At 44.6% G+C, this 19,788-nt stretch carries 20 protein-coding genes; 14 read left to right on the top strand and 6 right to left on the bottom strand.

From position 1 onward, the window contains the following. Nucleotides 1-3: 3 nt before the first annotated feature. From AWH61_RS05970 to AWH61_RS05995, 6 genes are all read left to right on the top strand, one after another. Complete coding sequence (locus AWH61_RS05970) at nucleotides 4-993, top strand: DUF547 domain-containing protein (protein ID WP_075176470.1); 990 nt, start codon at nucleotides 4-6, stop codon at nucleotides 991-993. Continuing rightward, the gene (locus AWH61_RS05975; protein WP_075176471.1) at nucleotides 980-2,368 is read left to right on the top strand and encodes an ABC transporter substrate-binding protein; all 1,389 of its coding nucleotides are present in this window, start codon (nucleotides 980-982) and stop codon (nucleotides 2,366-2,368) included. The genes AWH61_RS05970 and AWH61_RS05975 overlap by 14 nt, the downstream gene beginning before the upstream one ends. Next, nucleotides 2,368-4,167: an ABC transporter permease gene (locus tag AWH61_RS05980; protein WP_075176472.1), complete on the top strand. Its 1,800-nt coding sequence runs from the start codon at nucleotides 2,368-2,370 to the stop codon at nucleotides 4,165-4,167. Before AWH61_RS05975 ends, AWH61_RS05980 begins: the two co-directional genes overlap by 1 nt. A 54-nt stretch (nucleotides 4,168-4,221) precedes the next feature. After that, nucleotides 4,222-4,851 (top strand): ATP-binding cassette domain-containing protein, encoded by a 630-nt coding sequence (locus AWH61_RS05985; protein ID WP_014949285.1) that lies wholly within the window; start codon nucleotides 4,222-4,224, stop codon nucleotides 4,849-4,851. A 76-nt stretch (nucleotides 4,852-4,927) separates the two neighbouring features. After that, the gene (locus AWH61_RS05990) at nucleotides 4,928-5,593 is read left to right on the top strand and encodes a CDP-alcohol phosphatidyltransferase family protein (protein ID WP_075176473.1); all 666 of its coding nucleotides are present in this window, start codon (nucleotides 4,928-4,930) and stop codon (nucleotides 5,591-5,593) included. A 72-nt stretch (nucleotides 5,594-5,665) separates the two neighbouring features. After that, entirely contained in the window at nucleotides 5,666-6,535 is an 870-nt protein-coding gene (locus AWH61_RS05995; protein WP_075176474.1) for a sterol desaturase family protein, read from the top strand. A 26-nt stretch (nucleotides 6,536-6,561) separates the two neighbouring features. On the opposite strand, the gene AWH61_RS06000 is transcribed toward AWH61_RS05995, so the two are convergent. The 3 genes from AWH61_RS06000 to AWH61_RS06010 form a co-directional block, all read right to left on the bottom strand. Beyond that, a complete protein-coding gene (locus AWH61_RS06000) occupies nucleotides 6,562-7,320 on the bottom strand; it encodes a DNA/RNA non-specific endonuclease (protein WP_014949288.1) in 759 nt (252 codons plus the stop codon). Between the two features lie 331 nt (nucleotides 7,321-7,651). Further along, the gene (locus AWH61_RS06005; protein WP_075176475.1) at nucleotides 7,652-8,707 is read right to left on the bottom strand and encodes an alcohol dehydrogenase family protein; all 1,056 of its coding nucleotides are present in this window, start codon (nucleotides 8,705-8,707) and stop codon (nucleotides 7,652-7,654) included. A gap of 64 nt (nucleotides 8,708-8,771) precedes the next feature. Next, nucleotides 8,772-9,290, bottom strand: a complete 519-nt coding sequence (locus AWH61_RS06010) for a TetR/AcrR family transcriptional regulator (protein ID WP_014949290.1) — start codon at nucleotides 9,288-9,290, stop codon at nucleotides 8,772-8,774. A 278-nt stretch (nucleotides 9,291-9,568) separates the two neighbouring features. On the opposite strand from AWH61_RS06010, the gene AWH61_RS06015 reads away from it, so the two are divergent. Beyond that, the gene (locus AWH61_RS06015; RefSeq protein WP_061094891.1) at nucleotides 9,569-10,315 is read left to right on the top strand and encodes a hypothetical protein; all 747 of its coding nucleotides are present in this window, start codon (nucleotides 9,569-9,571) and stop codon (nucleotides 10,313-10,315) included. Between the two features lie 50 nt (nucleotides 10,316-10,365). Further along, entirely contained in the window at nucleotides 10,366-11,172 is an 807-nt protein-coding gene (locus AWH61_RS06020) for a DUF3307 domain-containing protein (protein ID WP_014949292.1), read from the top strand. Between the two features lie 41 nt (nucleotides 11,173-11,213). On the opposite strand, the gene AWH61_RS06025 is transcribed toward AWH61_RS06020, so the two are convergent. Next, a complete protein-coding gene (locus AWH61_RS06025) occupies nucleotides 11,214-12,119 on the bottom strand; it encodes a helix-turn-helix domain-containing protein (protein WP_075176476.1) in 906 nt (301 codons plus the stop codon). A gap of 116 nt (nucleotides 12,120-12,235) precedes the next feature. On the opposite strand from AWH61_RS06025, the gene AWH61_RS06030 reads away from it, so the two are divergent. Both AWH61_RS06030 and AWH61_RS06035 read left to right on the top strand, forming a co-directional pair. Then, entirely contained in the window at nucleotides 12,236-13,342 is a 1,107-nt protein-coding gene (locus AWH61_RS06030; RefSeq protein WP_139308973.1) for an alpha/beta hydrolase, read from the top strand. Nucleotides 13,343-13,372: 30 nt separating this feature from the next. Next, entirely contained in the window at nucleotides 13,373-13,942 is a 570-nt protein-coding gene (locus tag AWH61_RS06035) for a nuclear transport factor 2 family protein (protein WP_075176477.1), read from the top strand. Nucleotides 13,943-14,000: 58 nt separating this feature from the next. Here the strand turns inward: AWH61_RS06035 and AWH61_RS06040 are convergent, their stop codons facing one another. Next, nucleotides 14,001-14,906: a LysR family transcriptional regulator gene (locus AWH61_RS06040; protein ID WP_075176478.1), complete on the bottom strand. Its 906-nt coding sequence runs from the start codon at nucleotides 14,904-14,906 to the stop codon at nucleotides 14,001-14,003. 198 nt (nucleotides 14,907-15,104) lie between these two features. Here AWH61_RS06040 and AWH61_RS06045 point away from each other — a divergent pair, with 198 nt between their 5' ends. From AWH61_RS06045 to AWH61_RS06055, 3 genes are all read left to right on the top strand, one after another. After that, nucleotides 15,105-16,076: an NAD(P)H-dependent oxidoreductase gene (locus tag AWH61_RS06045; protein WP_075176479.1), complete on the top strand. Its 972-nt coding sequence runs from the start codon at nucleotides 15,105-15,107 to the stop codon at nucleotides 16,074-16,076. A gap of 77 nt (nucleotides 16,077-16,153) precedes the next feature. Beyond that, a complete protein-coding gene (locus tag AWH61_RS06050; protein WP_139308974.1) occupies nucleotides 16,154-17,290 on the top strand; it encodes an ankyrin repeat domain-containing protein in 1,137 nt (378 codons plus the stop codon). A gap of 173 nt (nucleotides 17,291-17,463) precedes the next feature. Continuing rightward, on the top strand, nucleotides 17,464-17,736 hold the full coding sequence (locus AWH61_RS06055) for a hypothetical protein (RefSeq protein WP_075176480.1): 273 nt from the start codon (nucleotides 17,464-17,466) through the stop codon (nucleotides 17,734-17,736). Nucleotides 17,737-17,808: 72 nt separating this feature from the next. On the opposite strand, the gene AWH61_RS06060 is transcribed toward AWH61_RS06055, so the two are convergent. Then, complete coding sequence (locus tag AWH61_RS06060) at nucleotides 17,809-18,630, bottom strand: DUF4437 domain-containing protein (protein ID WP_075176481.1); 822 nt, start codon at nucleotides 18,628-18,630, stop codon at nucleotides 17,809-17,811. 188 nt (nucleotides 18,631-18,818) lie between these two features. On the opposite strand from AWH61_RS06060, the gene AWH61_RS06065 reads away from it, so the two are divergent. Further along, nucleotides 18,819-19,778, top strand: coding sequence for a LysR family transcriptional regulator (locus AWH61_RS06065; protein WP_075176482.1), 960 nt, complete (start codon nucleotides 18,819-18,821; stop codon nucleotides 19,776-19,778). The last annotated feature ends 10 nt before the right edge of the window (nucleotides 19,779-19,788 follow it).

Genomic DNA, 19,788 nt, shown 5'->3' on the forward strand with positions numbered 1-19,788 from the left:
AATGTGAAAAAAGCATTAGCGGTGACAAAAGGCTTAGCGGTGAAAAACGCATTGGTGAGGGCGAGCGAACAAGTAATGACAAGAGTAATCGCGATGTCCAGACGAATCACTATTAGAAAATTTGGTCGATTGGCAGTAAGCAGCATCATGCTGCTTGCTGCAAGCTTAAGCTTTTCTGCGCTCTCTGATGAAGCGGTGCCAAAGCAATTGAACAGGCTACACGAACCGTTTAGTGCGTTGCTAAGCGAGCATGTGAAAACCATAGACAATGGTGCCAGCACGCAAGTTGATTACTATGGGTTTAAACAAGACAGGGAACGTTTAACTCAGTATTTAAATAGCTTAGCCAAGGTAGAAAAAAGTACCTTTGACGGCTGGAGCAAGGCCGACCAACTGGCATTTCTCATAAATGCTTACAATGCCTACACCGTTGACCTTATTCTTACCGAATACCCTAAGATTGAGTCTATTCGCGATTTAGGCAGCTTTTTCTCGTCGCCATGGAAAAAGGAAATTGCGCCGCTACTTGGTAAAACCCGTACGCTGGATGAAATAGAGCACGAACTTATTCGCGGACAAAATAAAACCACGGAAGGATATAACGAACCTCGAATTCATTTCGCCGTAAACTGTGCCAGTATTGGTTGTCCTGCGCTGCGAGAAGAAGCGTATGTTGGCGCAAGGCTAGATAGCCAGCTTGACGCACAAACCAAGCGTTTTTTAGCCGATACGTCTCGCAACAGAATGGACGGTAACACCTTGAAGCTTTCAAAAATATTCGACTGGTACAGCGAAGATTTTGAAAAAAACACCAATCGGAAAAGTGAAAGTTGGCAAGGTATTAAAAACGTAAACACGGAAAATCTCAGCCAATTTTTGCTGTTATACAAAGATGCATTAAACCTATCGAGTCAGCAGGTTTCAGTGCTTGAGCAAGATAACGCAGAGTTAGAATTCTTAGATTACGACTGGGCACTCAATGCCACGCAATAGCGCTTTAGTTAGCACGAAAGCGGCTTGTTTACGCCGCTTTGGCAAATTTAGTCGTCTCGTTAAGGGGCTGGCGCTGGCATCAGCTGTTTTCAGTTCTCAGCTAATCACGGCTTCGCATTCATTTGCGGTGCCGTTTGATATTCCCAGTGTTGATGTTTCTGGCAATGAAATACAGAGCCAGCATCAATCGCCAGTACGTGCGTCAACGGTGCTCAAGCGCACCTCAGTGCAATCGCCTAAAGACGACACACAAAGCAAACCTCTGGTACGTTTTCATGCATGGGGGGGAAGCGCTCAAGTAAATGGTTATTTGCAATGGGTAGCCGCGCAAGTTAGCCAGCGTTTTAACATTGAACTGCAGCACGTTAAGCTTGCTGATACCAGTGACGCCGTGTCACGCGTATTAGCAGAAAAAGCGGCCGGTAATCACGATAACGGCAGCGTAGATTTAATATGGATAAATGGCGAAAACTTTGCGGCAATGAAAAAGCATGGCTTGCTCGCTAAAGACTGGGTTAAAGAACTTGATCATTTCGCGCTAACCCGCCCGGAAAAGAACTCTGCCATGGTAACTGACTTTGGTGAACCCACGCTTGGTATGGAAGCACCGTGGGGGAAAGCGTCCATGGTGTTTTATTATCGCAGCGCGCACATGAAAGCGCTAGGCACTACGCCTGGGCAAACCATTAATGAACTGCTTCGGTTCTCTCAAAAAGCGCCAGGACGCTTCACCTATCCAGTGCCGAGCGATTATTTAGGCATTAGCTTTATAAAATACGCAGCAATTGCTCTTAACGGCGATAAGCAGTCTTTGTTTTACCAACCTGTTACTGAATCGTCTCTTCAGGCTGTATTGCCCGCGCTTTGGGCTTATTTGGACCAATTGCATCCCACTATGTGGCAGCAAGGGAAGTATATGCTTCGCCAAGCCTCACAACTTCAACGCTTGGTTGGCACAGGTGAGCTAACACTCGCGTTTTCATTTACCGCCGCTGAAATTCCATCAGCCGTAAATCGTTTTGATTTACCCGATGATGTTCGCACCTATGCCATGCAAGACGGTAGCCTTGCTAATGTCCATTTTGTGGGGCTGACCTACAATTCGAAAAACAAAACAGCAGCAAAGACAGTAGTAAACTTTTTGCTTTCGCCAGAAGCACAGGCCGAGAAGCAAAAGCTGGAAGTGTGGGGTGATGATACGGTTCTTGATATGGCATCGCTGACACAAGCACAAGCTATGCTGTTTAAAGACGAGGCTGTGCACAAATCTGCCCTCGACAAATCTCAGTCAGCGGTGCTGTTAGCCGAACCCCATGCAAGCTGGACTGATAAATTGCGCGAAGCCTGGTATGAACGTTACGGGGCACGCTACTAATGTTTACTCACATTACGCTTGTTGCACGCTGGTGCTTGCTGCTTTTACTTTGTATTCCCGTATTGGCAGGGCTGGTAGGGGTAATATTTCCTGCGTTAGGTTATTTCCCAGCTATCGGCGCAAACGCCTTTTCAACGCAAGTGTTTGCTGCGCTATTCGACCTCCCAGACATTTGGCAAATGATGTGGTTGTCGCTTTTTACGGGCATTGGCTCAACCCTTTTAGCCGTAATAGCAGCGTTTTGTATTCTCGCCACGTTTTACCAGTCTTCCCTGCTAGGCAAAATTCAGGGTGTGCTAAGCCCGTTTCTGGTGTTTCCCCACGCAGCTGCAGCCATTTCCCTTTTATTTGTAGTTAGCCCTTCTGGTATATTTGCAGCAGTCACCACGCGCTTGAATGCGTATTTTAGTCATGCTTTCGCAACCCCCTTTGTTAATGAAATCAGCGAAATGGCATTGCCCGCTGCGAATGATGGAACGCTACTTTATGACGGTCTAGGACTGAGTATACTTATCGCGCTTAGCCTGAAAGAGCTGCCGTTTATTTTGTTAATGACGCTAAGCGTTATGTCTCAGCCGCTGGTGAAAAAGAAACTCACGGGGTATGTAAAGGTGGGGACAGCGTTAGGTTATTCGCCTACTGCGAGCTTTTTTAAACTGGTGCTACCGACAATTTTTTCCCAGATAAAGTTACCGCTTTTAGCAGTACTAGTTTTCGCCACTTCAAATGTAGAAATTCCACTTATTCTAGGCCCAAATAACCCGAGCACTTTGGCTGTCGCCATTATGCACTGGTTTAATCATATTGATTTGTCCATGCGACTGCTTGCAAGTAGCGCTGCTGTGGTTCAGGTGGCAGTTTCAGCCGTGGCGGTACTGTTGTTTTTTGGTATAGAGCGATTAGTGACTTACACCGGTAAGCGCAGCCTTTCAGGTGGAAATCGATATTTTGCAGATACTGCGCTACGCGCATGTGGTTTTACCGTTATGGCAGTTTACATCATCTTGATCTGCGCGGTGGTATACACGGTTGTTGTGTACTCCTTTGCTAAGCAATGGCATTTCCCGCTGTTATTGCCAGAGGGGCTAACACTACTGCACTGGAGTACGGCAACAAGTGCGCTGACAACTCCGCTTATTAATACCTTATTACTTGGCGTGCTGGTGAGTACAACTTCATTGGTACTTGTTTTATTTACCCTGGAAAGCGAGCAGTTAAAGCCAGCGCGTGTTGTTGCTTCGAATGCATTTTCTGTCTCTCTATTTTTGCCACTATTGGTACCTGGCGTAGCTTTCCTATACGGTCTGGTCTGGTTCCAGCAGCTTGTTTTTCAAAACGCCGTATGGTTTCACACCTATGTAGCGCACATGGTTTATGTTGTGCCTTACGTGTTTTTATCGATGGCGGTGGCGTATAGGAAGTTCGACAACCGATATGCCATGGTGGCGCAGAGCTTGGGCAAAACGCCGTGGCAGGTGTTTTATCATGTTAAGCTGCCTTCGTTGTTCAGCGCCATTATGGTGGCATGGGCGTTGGGGCTGGCAATTAGTTTTAGTCAGTATTTACCTACCTTGCTGGCGTCTGGCGGGACGCTCCCTACTGTTACGACTGAGGCTGTAGCGTCGGTATCGGGGAGCAGTACGCGACTTACTGCGGTGTATGTCATTATTCAAGCGGTAATGCCGTTAATTGGCTTTATGATCGCTTGGTACATGCCTGCAATTGCAATGAGAAGACGAAGTAGGCAAATGCTGGTATCAGATACTCACAGCAATCGTTCTGCAGACCCGGTGCAGTAAAAGCGCATGGCTAACATAAAAACAAGAACAAAAACTACAAGGGCGTAATTTATAGTGCTTAGTTTAGAAAACATCGTTATTTATCGCGATGACAAGCCGCTGCTTCAGTTAAGTGCTGAGGTAGCAAAGGGAGAAGTGCTGACCGTTATGGGACCTAGCGGCGCAGGTAAGTCTACTTTACTTCAAGCCATCGCCGGACAGCTTCAGGCCCCCTTTAGCGTTACTGGACAAATTAAAATTAACCACGTGGTGATAAACGAAATCGATGCGCACCTTCGCAAAGTGGGTATTATGTTTCAAGATGCGCTTTTATTTGAACACATGACCGTGGGCGAAAACATTGCGTTCGCTATGCCTGATAAGGCATATAAAAACAAGCAATTGAAACACGACGCCATAAACGCGTTATTAGTGGCCGTCGAACTTGACGGCATCGCTGACCGGACTGTGAATACGCTCTCTGGTGGTCAGCAGGCCAGAGTAAGCCTTATCAGAACGTTAGCTTCTGAGCCTGATGTGGTATTGCTTGACGAGCCGTTCAGCAAACTAGATGTAGCCCTTCGAAGTCAAATTCGCAGCTGGACGTTTTCGCAGCTAAAAGCACGTAATATTCCCGCAGTATTAGTGACACACGATAAAGATGATGCGCTAGCCGCAGGCGGCAACGTCATAGAAATTTTATAGCGGTATTACATAGGTACTGCCGAAGGTAGTACTGAAATAGTAAAAAAATACTGCAGAGCGAGTAAAGAGACATGTCATGTTAGATGCCAAAGTTACCCCTTTTATAAAGCCACTTTTAAAACCGTTGATAAAAGCGCTAGACAGCAAGGGCGTTACCCCAAATCAGGTTACGCTTGCCGGGTTTGTCGTCGGTATTCTTGCGCTTCCCTTTATTATTCTTAACTGGTGGAATATGGCGCTAGGTTGCATCATATTGAATCGTGTTTTTGATGGAATTGACGGTGAACTGGCGCGCTATCAGCAAAGCAGCAGCAGTGCGGGTGGTTTTTTGGATATTTGCTTAGATTTTCTATTCTACGCTTCTATTCCTCTGGCGTTTGGCATTGCTAACCCTCAAGAGTGGGGCATGCCAGCTATGGTGCTGTTAGCTACTTTTATTGGCACTGGCAGCAGTTTTTTAGCCTTTGCCATTGCAGCAGAGAAGTTTCAAATAGATAGGCCCCAGTTTGCTAACAAAAGCTTTTATTATATGCAGGGGTTAACCGAAGGCACTGAAACCATTTTGGTGTTTTTGGCGTTCTGTATTTGGCCGCAGTATTTTGCAACGCTTGCCTATGTGTTCGCTGCAGCCTGTGCCGTAACAGTCATTACTCGCATAGCAGGGGGCTTTTCTACGCTTCACAGGGTAGAGCGCGACGCTGCTAAGTCAGAACGTACAGTGCCTTCTTCAGGTTATGAATGATGGTGAAAGTTCTCGTAACAGTAAAAGTAATCTGAATTTTGAAAGTAATTAACGTGATAAAGGTAATTTGCTTTGGATAATACCGCGGTTATTCGCTTAAGCGTATTTCTTGGCGTTTTTATGCTTATGGCAGTACTTGAAGCACTGTTGCCAGCGCGTGAAGCCGTGCTTAGTAGGAAAACACGCTGGTTGGGTAACTTGTCCATGGTGGTAATGGGGGCGCTGGTATCGCGTATTTTGCTTCCGGCCACACTCGTTGGTGTGTCTTTATGGGCGCAGCAGAAAGGCATAGGTGTGTTCAACGTTTTACTGGATGCCGTGCCGGCTGACGCTTCAAGCTCCAATCAACTGCTAAACAGTGGTGAGCCTCTCAATAATTCATCAACGTATCTTGTTCATATAGCCATCGTAACGTTAAGTGTTTTACTACTTGATATGCTTATCTATTGGCAGCACCGACTTTTTCATACCGTACCTATGTTGTGGCGCTTTCATAAAATGCATCATGCCGATAGTCATGTCGACACCACTACAGGCCTTCGCTTTCATCCAGTTGAAATTGCTATGAGTTTAGGTATTAAAGCCGCGGCGGTAGTGATACTAGGCGTTCCAGCTATTGCTATTGTTATCTTTGAAGTGGCGCTAAATGGCTTTGCCCTTTTTAATCATGCCAATATTAGGTTGCCACAAAAGTGGGATGATAGAATTGGGCTTGTGCTAATCACACAGCGCTTACATCGCATTCACCATAGCCAGGCTAAAAATGAATCTAATTCTAACTATGGCTTTAGCGTATCGTGGTGGGATAGGCTCTTTAATAGTTTTACGCCTCGCGCTGCGTTTAGCGACGAAACATTGCCCATTGGTCAAAAAGACGTGCCAGCCACTAAGAAGAACGCAAGTATCATTGCGCTTTTACAGCAGCCATTTAAAAAGAGGTAGGCATCCCTGCCTTTTTAGATGGGTTATTAACAGCCGAGCGCAGCGGTTAAGCCTCCTAATCCCCCTTCAACAGCATTTTCTTTATAGCTTGGTAGTGACGGCATAATGTTTAGGCCTGTTCTGGATTCAACTTCATTAACCGTTACCTCAGTTGCGCAAAAGTTATCACTGCGAGCTGCGTTTTGCTCTAGGATGAAAGCAGAGGCTTCCACCCAGCCGTTAACATCGGTAATGACGACTTTAAAATATCCACTAGGAATGCTGTGCGACTCATCTGCCTCTGGCAGAGTAGCGAAATACCACTCATATAACGGCCCAGAAACCACATAAACGTCTTGCCCAGTTCTCACTACATCACGCACCGCATTTTCTAGATCCACCCAAGGACCTTGGTTTAGGTCTGAATCTTGAGGTGTAATGTTTGATAAATAATTTAGCATTTGCCAATCGGCTGTGTTGCTGAACGAAGCAAGAGGAACTTGATGACCGCGGTCAGTGCCAATTGTAGCCCATGCTCCGCTGTAATCGTTCGGCTCTAAAGTATTCGCAGAGTTAATTGAAGGGTCAGCTTTCCAATTACGACTTCTTGATGGGCCGTCAATAGTGCTTGGGGTTACATGATAGGCCACCCAGTTGGCGAACTTTGTTTGTGCATTATTGTTTAGGGTGTAAATGGAACGGGTAATGGTTTGTCCAGATTGACCAGTGGGGCAGTTGTAAACACAGTTATCAGCAAACGCATTAAATGCGCAAATTGTTAGTGTGAACGCGATGAGCTTTTTCATTATATTTCCTTTTGTTTTTAGACGCCTGCGTTTTACAGGCTGTACCAAAGTACAGGTCTAAAATGTCAGGAAATAGTACCTAATGTTACAAAGAGTACAAAAACAAATACCTATGTTTGAAAACGCGATTAGCAGTGGCTTTTCTTATAATGCCCTGGCTTGTTGAACAAGCCGACGAAGCACGTTATCGCGCAAGATATGCTGGCAGAAAATTATGCTCAGTTGTGTAAGAGTTAGTGTTAAGAGCTTCGCCAAGCATTTACTCGGCGAAGCTCATAGGAGCGCCCGTCGTCAAAGGACTTTGGTTTATGTTCTTTCGGGCATATCGACGTTATTTGGGCTGTAACGTCAATACCATCTTACCAATGTGTTTTTTCTGCTCAAATTCTTGCTGCGCTTGGTGTATTTCACTTAGTGGGAATGTGCTCGATACAAGTGGTTTGATATTGCCTGCTTCGATGTGTTTTACTAAGTTGACAAATACATCATGTCCTAAAATAGTGCAGCCTAATAGGGTTAAATCTTTCAAATACAGAGTCCGTACATCCAAAGAAACGTCGTGACCAGCAATTGCGCCCGACGTAGCATAGCGGCCAAACGGTTTTAGGATCTCAAGTAGCTCAGGCCATCGTGGGCCCGCAACAAGGTCGATAACAACATCGAACGGCTCGCTTTCTGCCATGTGTTGCCAATCTTCATCACGCAAAACGGTCTTGTCGGCGCCTAATGCTTGTATGGCTGATTGCTTTTGTTCGCTGGTTACGGCAACAACATAGGCACCACGTGCTTTAGCGAGTTGTACGGCAGCAGAGCCTACGCCACCCGAGGCACCGGTTATAAATACTCGCTCACCTGTTTTTACGTTTGCTCTGTACAGCATGTTTTCGGCTGTAGAGTAAGAGCAGGGGAACGAGGCTAGTTCCACATCTGTCATCGTTGAATCTATTGCATGGGCGTGGCGCGATGCGACTTTAGTAAACTGTGCGAAACCTCCATTGCATTCCGAGCCGAAGTACCAAGGGGTACTTAGCGGTTTACTGTCAACTTCTACCAAGCAAGGCTCAATGATGACGCGTTCACCAATACGTTCTTTGCTCACGTTATTACCCACAGCGGTAATATAGCCACATACGTCGGCGCCTTGAATTAGAGGTAGGTTTAACGCATTGCCGGCCCACCCAGCATCTTCTGCATTGTTGTCGCCTTTGGAATACCAACCTTTTCGCGTATTTAAGTCGGTGTTGTTTACCCCCGCAGCGCGTACTTCAATAAGTACATCGTTGTCGCTGAGTGTAGGCAAAGGTATGTTTTCGTTAAATGTAAGTGCGTCGAGATCGCCATGTTTGGTTAACTGCACGCCGTACATTTCATTTGGCAATGATTTCATATTGTCCTCCAGAATTTTTGCTTTAGACGAGAAAGGTAATGGTTGATGCAAGTGCTAAGAAGGGCTAATCAAGTAGCACTGTTAGCGCGCCTTTCGCTGCGGTTAATGCTTTATCACCAATCGTTGGCCATGCTGATGACATGCCCTCATGTAGCAGGAACACGCTGTTTGAAAGGGCTGGGTCTTCGAGCTTTTCATTCAGCCACGTTAGCACCGCGTGTTTGTGGTTGTTAACAGCGGTTTCAATTTGAAGATTATTGGGGTAACTCGCCAAAGCCTGCAATGACATGCAACCTCTGGGAGCGAATGTCGTTAGCCACACCGACAAGCGTTCAAATATGTGGTTAATTGCTTCGTTACGCGTCGAGGGACAGTTTTCTTCCAGAAACGCGATGTAGCGGCTGTGACGATAGTCGAGCGCGCCAATAATCATGTCTTCTTTTGAAGGGAAGTATTTGTACAAGGTTTTTAGTGTGGTGCCAGTGTAGTCCTTGAGTTTAGCCACATTAGGCTCTGCGAATCCGTAAAGGGCAAAAGCTTGCTCTAGTTTCGAAGCTAACTCAGATTGTTTGGGCGCGGTCATACCGGGTCTCCTCGAAAGCGTTTGTTATTTTCGTCTGCTTGGCACATCGCTTGTTATCCAATTAAACAGATTTTAAGTAGAATGAATATTCTATTCTAGGGTAGAGTAAGTATTCTACTTAATCAACAGCCGCTATACGTTCTTTGTTATATTTTGCTTTCCGTTACGCAATTTAGTCACATGTGAATTTGTGATTAATAATAATCACATTTTGCTGTGTGATTGTTTTTGAATTTGAGATGGTAGCGTGTCATAGTGGACCCCTGAACGGGAAAAAAGTGTCTATTGAAAGTAGAAAAGACAACGCGGCGCATAGTGAAATGACAAGAAAGAGTGCTTTAACAAGCAATACAAAAAAGCGCGCTGGTGTGATTACCGGTGACGTCTCCAACTCTCAGTCTTATTCTGATGCTGAATTCAGAGAGATAATTGCTACGCTGAGAGAGCGTTTAACATACTACGCCGAGTACTACGGTGGAGACTTTGATATTTATCGAGGAGACGCATTCCAGCTAGTTGTTGCACAACCACAGCATAGTATTGCAGCCGCAGTTGGATTGCGGCTAGCACTCAAGGCGCACGCTTCAGGCGTAGACGTGCGAATGAGTGTTGCTGTGGGAGAAGCGCAATTTCGCCCTTCAGAAGTAAAAACTGGGACTGGAGACGCATTTGTGTTGTCAGGACGAGGGTTAGATAACATAAAGCCGCACCATCTTACTTTTTGTAGCGGTGAACAAACACTCGACGACAAAACGCAGCTCTTAACACGTTTTGCCGACGCGCATATCAATGGACTGACACAAACCCAGTCGCAAACCTTACTCGCGTATCTTGAAGCCACGGATAAGAGCCATGAAAGTGTAGCGGCCATACTAGATAAAAATCGCAGTAATGTAAGTCGAATCCTCAATGCCAGTAACTATAAACTGATAGCAGAATATCTCGACTATATGGAGAGAGCGCTCATTTTATGGGTTCAAGGTGGAACCTCATTAAAAACGGAACAATTGACCAAGGAAGACTAACGTGATGACGGGTTATGCAAAAAACATAATGCTTGTGACTGGAGAACCAAATGCTTGCTGAACCTCAACTGCTGGTGGCACTCGTGTTAGCGCATCTATTAGCAGACTTTTATTTTCAACCGTTTACCTGGGTACAGCAAAGAAACGAACGTCACGCACTGGCTTTGCCTTTATACCTACACGCAATCATACACGGTATACTCGCGGCAGCAGCAATGTTCTTGTTTTCATCAACGATAAGTATCGCAAGTATAGGTGTTGGTGCAATTGTAGTCGCCGTTTCTCACTTCAAAATTGACGTGATTAAATCGTATTGTAAGCAAAACACTACGTCTTTTGTTGTCGATCAAATAGCGCACATTGTCGTGATCTTAGGCGTATTTTTGTATGCCACCAATCAGTGGCGCGAGGCAGTGGGACTACTTCAGAAGGTAGGTACAACGCACCTATTAGTGGTCTTGGCCTATTTGGCGGTACTCAAGCCCAGTTCAGTTATTATTAAACAGCTGCTGTCGCCTTGGAGCGATGAAGTATTAGCTAATAAAATGCCGTCTTCTCACCCCAATGACCCGCCCACAATAAGTACAGAGGCACAACAAACTTTATCACTGGCAGGTCAACGAATTGGCTATTTAGAGCGCGTACTCATGCTTACCTTTGTATTGTTAAATCAGTTTTCTGCCATAGGTTTTCTTATTGCGGCTAAATCTATATTTCGCTTCGGCGACCTCACTAAACACCAAGACAGAAAGCTAACTGAATATGTACTTTTGGGCACCTTCACCAGTGTGGCGATGACGTTTGCCATTGGTTTGGCATGCGCAGCGGCATTAGGGCAATTACCCATAAAGTCTTAGCAAGGGCTTTATTGAGTAGGTAGTGTCCAAAATAGTTTATTCTACGTGCTGTATTGTTTAATGAATTGGCTTGGGGTAATGCCTTCGTGATTTTTGAAAACACGACTGAAGTGAGATTGGTCATTGAATCCCAGTAATAACGCGATGTCGCTCATGGAATGAGTATTCGCGAGTAAGTATTTTTTACTTTGCTCAACACGGTATTGGGTAATAAATTGGTACGGTGTTTCCCCAACACTCTTTTTAAACTCTCTTAAAAAGTGGAACTTGCTGCAAAAAACGAGTTCGGCCAGCGCATCTACGCTAATGGTACTGCCTATATTTTCTTTAATGTATTGCTCAATCTTATCTATCTGTGACTTGCCTATTTTGACACTCTTTGCTGAGGAATCTTGAAGGTCGCGGTAATTTGAATAATTTTGAATATAATGAGCAGAAAGTGCAGACAATAAGTTACTTAAATAGGCTTTCCCATTACGACCCTTTGCTTGTGTCTCTAATAACAGAAGCTCAATTAGCCCCTTTATGGTCTCGTCTTCCACATTGTAGTTGTTCAGAAACTGCAGCTGTTCTTGTTCTACCTTAAACGGACATGCGTCTAAAAATACACGCTCTTCAACCGCTAAAATAACAAAATAACAAGGCTCGGATATGTCGTGTGTAAACGGCGTTTTAGGTGGATTAATCCAAATGTTTCCCGGACTGGTTTTTAAAGAAACCATACTTCCATTCGCTTCTATGTTCCAATTCAGGTCGCTTTCAAGGGCGAGTGCGAAATAGAAATAAGGGGTATACACATTTTGAGGGTAAAAGTGAGGCGACTTTCCTTTCTCTAAAATGATGCCTTTCCAATCGAGACCGTCGTTTGAAAAAGCAATATCTAGTACGTCTTTGCACGATGAAGGTTGATGTGTCGCATGATCAAAAAAGGCTAAACGTGACTTCAAGCTTTATGTTTCCTTTAGCAATAACCTACAAATAATTAGCATTAATGTGCAATAACTAAGGCGCACTATTTCATATTCTGTGTTCATTGATTCTTCACTTAAAGAGCGCAGCAAAAATGCTTAAACCTACCATAACAGTAATTGCACAGTCACTTTTGATATCGCCACTGGTCATATTACAACCGGGCGTATCACACGCTCAACAACCATCGCAAACAGACGCGTTAAACCAAGCCCGAGCAGGCATTGAACAACTAAGCGCTAATCACGCGCAGTTAAGCAGTGAAAACAAAAATAGTCATCGTCAATACAACCAGCAAGGATTTCAAATGGAAAATATCACGTTAAACACAGAAGTGGGCAACTTGGCTGCAAATTTATACCTGCCAAAAGGTATTACCAATCCACCAGTGGTCGTTGTTACAGGTGCATGGACATCAGTAAAAGAGCAAATGCCAGCTGTTTATGCAAAGGCACTAGCCGAGCGAGGCTACGCTGCTGTTACATTTGATTTTAGAGGTTGGGGAGCGTCAAGAGATACTGATGACAACCAAACCGCGTACCTTGAAGATCCTGTTCGTAAAACGCAAGATATACAGGCTGTTATCAAAGCGCTATCAAACGTCGCGCAGATGGACAACAGCCGTATTGCTGGCTTGGCCATTTGTGCCTCAGCGGGCTATATGCTTGATGCTGCGGTTCAAAATACTCAATTAAGCCAAAATACACGGTTAGGCGCGGTGGCAGTAGTGGCTCCCTGGTTACACGATGAAGCAATGGCAACAGCCATTTATGGCGGTGAAGAAAATCGCAATCAATTACTTGCGTTAGCAGCGGCAGAGAAAGACAAATCCGAGCCATTAGTTATTGAAGCGGCAAGTTTAACCAATGAAAACGCCTTGATGTATAACGCACCTTACTACACTGAGCAATCACGAGGTTTGTTGCCTGCCTACGACAACAAATTCAACGTGACGTCATGGAGCGGTTGGCTTAATTATAATGCGCAGTTAAGTGCATCAAAACAGACTATACCGGTTTTAATGGTTGCATCAGAAGCGATGGCGCTGCCACAAGGTGCACATCAGTATTTGGAAAACGCGACTGATTCGGTAAATGCAATTTGGCTAGATAACATCAATCAATTTGACTTCTACGACCAACCTGAAGCCGTTGAAAAAGCCGTTAACGCCGTAGTTTCCCACTTCGACAGCGCATTGTAAGACGAGTATTTACCTATTAAAGGCTCAGAAATGAAATTTAAAGCCATAATTTGTGTCATGTTAGTTGGAGTTTTTACTATGGGCCATGCCGCCACATCCCATTCGAACCGTGATAAAGACATTGCAAGTATTCACAGCAACCTGAATAGCTTTTCAGCATTAGCTGACAACAATGCTTATGAATACTTAACCTTACTGTTTGCCCCACATGTAACAACAGACTACACCAGTTTGTTTGGGGGCGAAGCGGTAACCCAAAAACGTGAGATCTTAATGCAAAACTGGGCGGCTTTCTTGCCTGGCTTTGACAAAACATTCCACAACTTGGGAAACCCAAGTATTAATCGAAAAGAAGATATAGCGTTTGCTAACGTGCCATTTACTGCCAGTCATTGGCTAGGGCATGATGGTTTTTGGCAAGTTTCGGGCATCTACCACTTCACTTTTAAAAAGATAGAAGGGCAATGGCTGATTACTTCAGTGACACTAGAAAAGAGAGAGGAGGCGGGCAGTCGCGATATTTTAGCGATTGCGCCAGAAAATGCGAAAGACCGCTTGGCGGATCTGCAGCAAGTTAAAAACGATACCCTAGCGCACTGAAAGCAAACAAGTTACTAACGCCTGTTGAGATTTGATGCACAGTAAAAACCAACAGGCGCTAGCGTAAAACTGCGTGTTTTTCTTCAAGAAAGTCGATTAAGGCCCTAATTCTTTGGGCCTTTTGACTATGTTGCTGAAAATACATAAATAGCCCTGAATAAGGAAACCAGTTCTCTTTAAGTACGGGAACAAGCTCGCCGGTTTCAAATAATTCATCCACCATAGGTTCAACAATTCTTCCTATACCTAACCCTTTTTTGGCAGCATCAATCATCAAATCTGTATCGTTGACTACCATAGCAATCGGCATTGAAACACTCACAGCTTGCTGGTTTTGCCACAGATGAAGTGGCGCAAGTTTGTTAGAGGTAATAAAACGATATTGAATGAGCTTGTGTTGCTGAAGGCTATCAATAGACGAGGGAAGGCCATACTTTTTAGCGTACTGAGGTGAGCAGAACAAACATTCTTTAGTGGCTTTAGTTAATCGCTTTGCCACCATGCCTTCTTCTATCCTATCACCAAAGCGAATACCCACATCCATCCCATCGGTAATCAAATTTACGGCTGCATCGTTTATCGATACCTCAAGCTTTAAGTCTGGATAGCGCTCGCAAAACTCTTGGTAATAAGGCGCCAAAAGCTGTTGGAAGGCGAAGCGGGGGGTGGTAATACGAACCGTGCCCCTAGGGGTATAGCTAAGGGCGTTGACCTCTTCAAATGCAATATCTAACGTGTCGATAGCATGATGAGTTTGCTGCTTAAGTAACTTTCCCGCATCGGTTAATTCAACTCTACGCGTGGTTCGATTGAACAAAGGAACGCCCACACTTGCTTCTAGAGATTTAAGCGCGTGGCTTACAGACGGCGGTGCCATTTCTAACTGGCGAGCAGCGCCACTAATACTGCCTTCATCGGCAATAGCATGAAAAACAATAAGTTGTTGGAATGTGGTGCCGTTCACTTGTAGCGCCTCTTGAAAGTCTAAGTGACAAATTGGTCGAAGGGTTTCAAGCCCAAAATTATGTCTAGAATTTAATTGTTAGTTTTAAACTAATAATCTTTGAATTAATAATCATCTAAAACTAAAGGTTGTTCAAGCATAAACTTCTATCTGTTCACTTTGAACCAACCATAAAATTATCACGCAAAGGTAGAAGTAATGAGTAAAGTATTAGTTATCTCCGGCCATCCTAATTTAGATCAGTCCAATGCTAATAGCGCTATTTTGCAAAGCCTGACTAAGCGCATAGACGACATTGAAGTTAGACGTTTGGACACCCTTTATTCTAACAACCCAATTGATGTAGAGGCAGAGCAAAAAGCCTTGCTTGAAGCTGAGGTAATTGTGCTGCAGTTTCCTTTCCACTGGTATTCTGTACCAGCTTTACTTAAGCGCTGGATTGACCAAGTATTTACTTATAATTTTGCGTTTGGCCCTGAAGGAAACAAGCTGGCGAATAAGCACTTTTTACTGTCCATTTCGGTAGGTGGCCCAAAAGAGTCTTATGGACCGCTAGGCTATAACCATTTCAGTGTGGAAGAATTCTTACGCCCGCTAGAACAGCTCGCTTATCTTGCAAAAATGCAGTACCACAAGCCAATTTACAGCCATCGCATGGTGTACATTGAAGGTGTTTACAACACGCTTTCAGACGTTCAGGCCCGCGGTGACCAACATGGTAAGCGGGTAGCCGATGCTATAGATGTTTTGATGAACTCACCAGAATTGCTTATCAAACAGTTTGTAACGACGTGGTTTGGGCAGTTCGATCAATTACCAGCGTCAAGTGAAGCGTTTCTACCGAATCTCAGCGAGGAGGTTGTCTGGCAAGCGCCAGAGGGACGATTTCAAGGCCATGCTGGATTCAACGACTGGTACGCGTGGGCACGCAAAACGTTTAAACCTAACTGTGAGCACCGTGTAGATCAAATTGATATCAAACCCGATGCTGATTCAGCGAAGCTCAATGGGTTTACAGTAGACCTTCGAATTAACCTTAGCGCTGACACATTTGAATCGTCTGACTTTAAAGGGGAATCGGTTGAGGTACAGGTAAAAGAGCGCTGGCATGTGCATATTGATACCGAAGGTAAAGTAATCATCGACAGTTACCTTGTTAGTCCTTTGTAGGGATTAACAACGTGCTAAAAAACCAAAACCAGAATTTAAAACCAAGACAAAAAGCATTTAAAAAGTTAGGCGAGACAATGAATAAACCTATCCCGTTTACAAGAAAAACCTGCCAGTCTCTGGCGTTAATTGTGCTCTCTGGCATGGGCATTACCGCTTCGTTTAGCGAAGCCGCGGTAAACGAAGCAATAGGGGCGCTCTATACAAGTAAGTTTGAAAGCAACATAAATCAGAACCTAACACCGCTGCACAAAGCAGTGTGGGATAACGATATACAGCGTGTTAAGGCACTTATAGACAGCGGCGCAGATGTTAACGCATTCGATAGATTAATGGGGGTAGCGCCGCTTCATCTGGCTGTTCAAGGAAGAAACTTAGACCTTGTTAAACTGCTTGTGAAAGAGGGGGCATTCGTAAACTTGCAGTCAGTACGCCTGGGCGGAACGCCACTGCTATTGGCCGTGTGGCACAGAAATATTCCCGCGGTGGAATATTTATTAAGTTTGCCCGACATCGATACCACCGTTATTTCAGCGGCAGGCGCTACAGCCCTTGGGTTTAATCGAAGCGGTGCAAAAGCAAACGATAAAGCGTTAAATGAAGATGTTGCAACTATAAACGCGCTATTTGCGGCTCATAAAGCAAAAACGCTGCAGCAAGCGCAAGAAAAAGCAGCCATTTATATGGTTGTTGCCAACCAAGCGCTGTCTGAAGAAGAAATGGTAGCTGAAATAAAAGTGCTGCTAGAAAAAGGGTATGACGTTAATGCGATTGCACCCGTATTGAAACAAGGCAGTGATTTTCATAGCGCGCTGCTGCTTGCAGCGATGAAAGGCTACCTGAAAGTAGCAAAGCTGTTGCTAGATAACGGCGCAGATCAAACGCTTACCGGCGCCTACATGGCCGCAATTGCTTTACACAAAGCCGCATATTTTGGGCGTGCAGACATGCTGACGTTACTTAGTCAATATCCTGGCTTTCAGGAAGTGCTTAACGCGCAAGGTCCTAACAACGGGTATACACCGCTTCATGACGCAGTGTGGCATGGGCATTTAGAGGCAGCGAAAGTATTGGTGGAAGCAGGAGCTAGGTTAGATTTGAAAGGTTATGATGGCAATACACCAGAGCAGCTTGCAAGGCAAAACGGTTATTCTATGATTGCTGAATACCTAGAAAATACGCGAAGCAAGCGTGGAAAAGCCCCGCGTAAGTGAGCTGAAAAAAACGTACTAATGCCTATCGCTTTTAATTAACGAGTCGCTATACGAAACAAGCGGTTAGACAGAGTGCTGCAGAATCTCAATTGATTGCTTTTTATTCAATATATTTGCTTAGTTGAATTATCTAGCTTACATTTAAAAGTAACATTAGACAGAAGGACTTAGGTATGAGATTACTACTGGCAGCGTCAGTTATTTTATTAGCGGCATGTGACACAACGGAAATCGCTCAGCAGCAACCAGAAGTTAACAGCGGTGCGATTGCACTTTATGACGAACGGGGTAATTTCGTTAGGGAGTATCGTGATGTCCAAGACTGTCATGCCGCTGCTATACGTTATAATTTACGCAACGTAAAAGAAAACTCTGAAAGCAGTAACACTTACAGACGCGCTGGCACTATTGAGCCTAGAATAACTTCATCGTGTCGAGAAGTGTAACAGCACTTGTGTTATAAACCTGCTTTAGCAAAACGCCCTTAAATGGGCGTTTTTTATACTTAACATTTCTTATCACTTGGAATCTTTCACTTGATAAGGTGATGTTGCACGAACGTATACGATTGAAGGCTTGTTACCTTCGTTTTCAATGCGTGAGTGTGCACCTTTAGACAGAGTAAAATAGCTACCTGGATCAAGCGTTTTAACGTTGTCATATTTCAAGCTCCCACTGATTACGACTGCTTTGAATTCGTCAGATTTCGCTACTATCTCACCTTCAAAGCCTTGGGGCAGTTTAACAAACGAGCCATAAAGTGAATGTGTATCTCCCCACAGGTACGCTGAAGAAACACCTGTTGCCGAAATATTTGCGGTATCTGTTTCGTGCAGCCACACCATATTGTCTGCGTGAACGTTGATGGGCCTTTCACCGTTGTCAAAATGTTCTTTTGATGGCTTTACAAGGTATGGGCCTTCATCAATTTCCAGGTAAATCAGGTTGGTTTTGTCGTTTGCCGCAGTGGTGTGATTTTCACCTGCTGGCTGGGTCCAAAACGAACCTGTTGGCATCCACATCTTTGCTGCGTTTGGATCGTCATTGTGCATTTCACCTTCAATCACAATACCTCTATAGGTTATGTTGTGAATGTGCGGTGGCGATTCAAAGCCTTTGTTAAATCGCACTAACATCCCCGTTGCCGTGTCTTTTGTTCGGTCTCCCCACAAGTCTGCTGCCCCGGGGCTTTTGTCGCCACGGGCTGGGTTCAAGTAACCCCATTCTACATCCTTGGCTGCAATAACTTTGTCTTGTGCTTGTGCGCCGGGTACAAGAAGAAAACAGGTGCTCAATAATAGCGATGCTATTGTAAGTTTGTTTCGGTTCGTTGGTTTCATTCAAACCTCCTAATTGTTGGTCGTAGGCTTTATTTAACAGACAGGCACAGTCTATTATTTCGAATAAGTCTCATAAACGACCAAAATCAATAAAGACTTTCCTGAAAATGTGGATAATAGAGGTGATCCATTTTGCTTTGTCTTTTTCGCCTTGAAATCAAAAGAGTGAAATAAACGTTGAGGGAAGTATGAAAACCGAAGACCTGTCTGTGTTCGTAAAGGTGGCTGAAGTGGGCTCGATAACCACTGCTGCGATAAAACTTGATATTAGCTCATCTGCTGCAAGTATGGCGGTTAAACGTCTAGAAGAGCAGCTTGGCGTAGCGCTATTCGTGCGAAGTACACGCAAAATTCGATTGTCACCTGAAGGAGAGCAGTATTTGCCTATGGCAAAGCAGGCACTCGACACCTTACAGCAGGGCCTTGCATTAGTAACAGAGCAGAGGCAGAGTATTCATGGTGAGCTTCGCATGGCGATGTCTTCGGAAATGGGTCGCAATTTAATGCGTGAACTGCTAAATAAAGTGCAACGCGAAAACCCAGAACTTTCATTGCGATTACATGTGAGCGACAGTCGGGTGGACTTCTACCGCGATGGTGTAGATGTAGCACTTAGAGCCATGACAAAAGAAGCGGTTAAAGAATCGCAGATGTATGGTTTTAAAGTGTGCAATATTCCGCATGTGATTTGCGCGTCTCCCGATTATTTAGAAAGAAACGGTGAGCCTACAACTTTGACTGATTTAGCGCAGCACAACGCACTTCTTTATAAGCTCTACGACCAAACCCACAATACGTGGGAACTTATCAACGAGGGCGAGAGAGTTAAAGTGAAAGTGAACAGTAATCGCGCTGTGAATGACGGTGATATTGTTCGGCGCTGGTGCGTAGATGGAGAGGGGATAGCTAAAAAGTCATGTATAGACGTTGCGGGGGATTTACTGAGCACAAAGCTGCAGCGTATTTTGACTGGTTACCACGTACCGCTAACTGAAATGTGGCTCATGCTGCCTAGCCGGCATCTTATTACGCCAGCAGTAAGATTAATTAGAGATGAATTAAAACAGGTTATTGAAAGTAAGCGTCAACGTCTTATTCAAAATCAAATATTAAAAGAGAGTGAATGGCCGCCGTGTGACAACGCCTAATTTAGTTAAA

It is taken from the genome of Alteromonas sp. W12 (assembly GCF_001924945.1).
Classification (GTDB): domain Bacteria; phylum Pseudomonadota; class Gammaproteobacteria; order Enterobacterales; family Alteromonadaceae; genus Alteromonas; species Alteromonas macleodii.